The organism is Cupriavidus sp. R6-3 (assembly GCF_059772245.1).
Map to the genome: position 1 here is coordinate 1 of NZ_JCBAJO010000356.1, position 3,478 is coordinate 3,478.

The following is a 3,478-nucleotide window of genomic DNA, read 5'->3' on the forward strand; positions in this document are numbered from 1 at the left end:
CGCGCGCAGCGCCGCCCGGCTGATCAGATGTTCGAGTTCGCGGACATTGCCCGGCCAGGCATACGCCATCAGCGCCAGCGCCGCGTCCGGCGACAGCCGAAGGTTGCGCGCACCGAGCCGGTGCTGGTTTTCCTCGAGAAAGCCGCCGGCCAGCGCCAGCACGTCGCGCCCGCGCTCGCGCAGCGGCGGCACGCGCAACGGATAGACCGACAGCCGGTGATACAGGTCCGCGCGAAAGCGGCCCTCGGCCACCGCCTTGCCGAGGTCGCGGTTGGTCGCCGCCAGCACGCGGACATCGACCCGCAGCAGCCGGTCGCTGCCGGGCCGCTGCACTTCCCCGCTCTGCAGCACGCGCAGCAGCTTGGCCTGGACCGGCAACGGCAGCTCGCCCACCTCGTCAAGAAACAGTGTGCCGCCGTCGGCCAACTCGAACTTGCCGACGCGGTCCTGTACCGCGCCGGTGAAGGCCCCGCGCTTGTGCCCGAACAACTCGCTGTCGGCCAGCGTCTCCGGCAGCGCCGCGCAGTTGATCTGCACCAGCGGCCGGTCGCGGCGGGCCGAACGGTCATGCAGACGTTGTGCGACCAGTTCCTTGCCCACGCCGGTTTCCCCCAGGATCAGCACGCTCAGATCCGACGCCGCCACCGTGTCGATTTCCTGCTTGAGCCGCTTCATCGCCGCGCTCTTGCCAAGGAGCTCGCGCGGCTGGCCACGGGCCTGCAGCGCGCGGCTCATTTCGCGCTCGCGCGCCGCGCGTTCGGCCAGCGCGCGGATCGTCTCGTCGGCCTCGATGCCGGATTCGAGCATCGTCACCACCGCCTGCATCTGCGCCGCCGAGATGTCGGCGAAGGCGCCGGGCTGCAGCGCGTCCAGTGTCACCAGGCCCCACAGCCGGCCGCCACAATGCAGCGGCGCGCCCATGCAGTCGTGGATCGGCAGGATGTCCGGCTGTCCCTCGATCAGCCCGTCGTACGGGTCCGGCAGGCCGCAATCGGCGGCGAATCGCACGCCGTCCTCGCTGTCGAGCAGCTGCGCCAGGCGTGGATGAGCCGAGACGGGGAAGCGCCGCCCGAGCGCGTCGTCGCTCAGGCCGTGGACGGCGACCGGCACCAGCACTTCTCCTTGCAAGCGCAGCAGCGCCGCGGCATCGCACCGGACGATGCCACGGGCGGCGGCCAGCAGTTGGCGGAAGCGCCCTTCGTCGGCGGGCGTGGGGAAATCGGAATTCGTGGTCATGTGGACAACAACGTGGTCATTCGGACAACGCATGACGCGTAGTCATTTGGACAACTGCATTGCATGATGCCATAAGAATCAAGGGTTTGCGCTCGGTGTCCCCCCTGGCATGCCGCTTGATATGACAAGGTACCTCTCGACGTCCAACCACAGGAGCGTTTTCATGCTGTCCCCGAATACCATCGCGCTGGTCAAGGCCACGGTGCCCGTGCTGAAGCAGCACGGCGAAGCGATCACGCAACACTTCTATCGTCTGTTGCTGACCCGGCATCCGGAACTGAAGGCCTTCTTCAACGAGGCCCACCAGGTGCACGGCACGCAGGCACGCGCCCTGGCCGGCGCGGTGCTCGCCTTCGCCAGCCATATCGACCAGCTCGACGCGCTGGCCGGCGCGCTGCCGCGGATCGTGCAGAAGCACGCCGCACTGGGCGTCCAGCCCGAGCACTACCCGATCGTCGGCGGCTGCCTGCTGCAGGCGATCCGCGACGTGCTTGGCGAAGCGGCGACCGACGACATCGTCGGCGCCTGGGGTGAGGCCTATGGCGTACTGGCGAAGATCCTGATCGATGCCGAGGAGGCGGTCTACCGCGACAACGCCGCCCAGCCCGGTGGCTGGCGCGGAACGCGCGGCCTGCGCATCGCGCGCAAGGTGCAGGAGAGCGAGATCATTACCTCGTTCTACCTGGAGCCCGCGGACGGCGGCGTGCTGCCCGCCTTCCGGCCGGGCCAGTACCTGACGCTGCTGCTGACCATCGACGGGGCGCCGACCCGTCGCCACTACTCGCTGTCCGATGCGCCGGGCAAGCCGTGGTACCGGATCAGCGTCAAGCGTGAGCCGGGCGGCCGCGCGTCGAACTGGCTGCACGACCATGCCGCGGTGGGCGACGTCCTGCAGGCGCTGCAGCCTTGCGGCGACTTCGTGCTCGAGCAGGCGGCCAACGACCGGCCGCTGGTGCTGGTGACCGGCGGGGTCGGCATCACGCCCGCCATCAGCATGCTGGAAGCGGCCGCGCCCGCCGGCCGGCCGGTCCACTTCATCCATGCCGCGCGGCACGGCGGCGTGCATGCCTTCCGTGAGCGCGTCGATGCGATCGCCGCCAACCACGGCAATGTGAGCGTTTGCTACGTCTACGACACGCCGCGGGAAGGCGATGACCCGCACGCCGTGGGCTTCGTCACGCGTGAGCTGCTGGCGAGCCGGCTGCCTGCCGACCGCGACGTCGACTTCTACCTGCTGGGGCCGAAGGCCTTCATGCGCTCGGTCTATGCCGACGGTCGCGCCCTGGGCATCGCGCCCGAGCGCCTGCGCTACGAGTTCTTCGGACCGCTGGAGGACTTGCAGGCGGCGTGAGCGGCGCGGTAGCGGAGGCGGTCGCCCCCGCGATCGCCTGTCCTGCCGCCAACCCTGCCGGCGGCCCGGTCGCCAACGCTGTCGCCTGCCTTGCCGCTGGCCCTACCGCCCGCCCTCCGGCATGCCGATCGCCGTGGTCTCGATGACCTGCTGCTGGTCGCCCTGGCGGATCTCCGTGCGCAGCACGAAGGCTTCGCTGGGGCAGTACCAGTCGGTCACGGTCATGCTGTACGGGTCCGGCCGTTCGACGTCGTCGCCTATATGGACCTCGCCCAGCGAGGCCTGCTTGTCGTACCGGATCGGCAGGCATTCGCGGCGGCCAAGCGGCGTGTCGATATGTTGCCGCCGGCCGACCCGGCGCTCGCCGATGTAGATGGTTGCGCGTGGCACGCGGATGGTGGTCACCGCTTCGCCCGAATGCAGGCTGTTGATCTGCAGGCTGGCGCTCGAGTGCAGCGACTCGCCGGGCAGCGTGGCGCCCTCGCGGATATCGTGGCCGGCATAGGACAACAGGCCCGTGCCCTCGAACGAGGCCTCGCCGAACAGCCGGGCATAGCGGGCCTGGGCGTTGATGGTGGCGTGCTGGCTGCTGATCCGGCCATTGGCCGAGCCCGTATCGCGCACCAGCGTCAGCCGGTGCATCTGGTCCATGACCACCGGCGGGCCCATCATCGCGGCCAGCGCGGACTTCGAATGGATGTCGAGCCAGGCCGCGCAGCCGCCCGGCACGGGGCCGGGATGGCGCACCGTCATCGTGATCGACATCGGCATCTGGCCATCGGCCTCGAGCTGCGCGCGGGCGCCGCTGCGGAACCACGGTGCCTGGCAGACCGGCGGAGCGGTGGCCTCGGCGGGTTGGACGGATGGGGTGGCCGGAGCGGCAGCAGCGGC

At 70.1% G+C, this 3,478-nt stretch carries 3 protein-coding genes; 1 reads left to right on the top strand and 2 read right to left on the bottom strand.

The features are described 5' to 3' along the window. Positions 1-1,236 (bottom strand): nitric oxide reductase transcriptional regulator NorR (norR, locus tag AC6EI8_RS25405; protein ID WP_498383246.1); only part of this gene is annotated, 1,236 nt, incomplete at its 3' end. A 163-nt stretch (positions 1,237-1,399) separates the two neighbouring features. On the opposite strand from norR, the gene hmpA reads away from it, so the two are divergent. Then, on the top strand, positions 1,400-2,587 hold the full coding sequence (gene hmpA, locus AC6EI8_RS25410) for an NO-inducible flavohemoprotein (protein WP_226106765.1): 1,188 nt from the start codon (positions 1,400-1,402) through the stop codon (positions 2,585-2,587). 102 nt (positions 2,588-2,689) lie between these two features. Here hmpA and AC6EI8_RS25415 read toward each other — a convergent pair. Further along, a partial coding sequence (locus tag AC6EI8_RS25415) for a hypothetical protein (RefSeq protein WP_498383247.1) occupies positions 2,690-3,478 on the bottom strand: 789 nt, incomplete at its 5' end.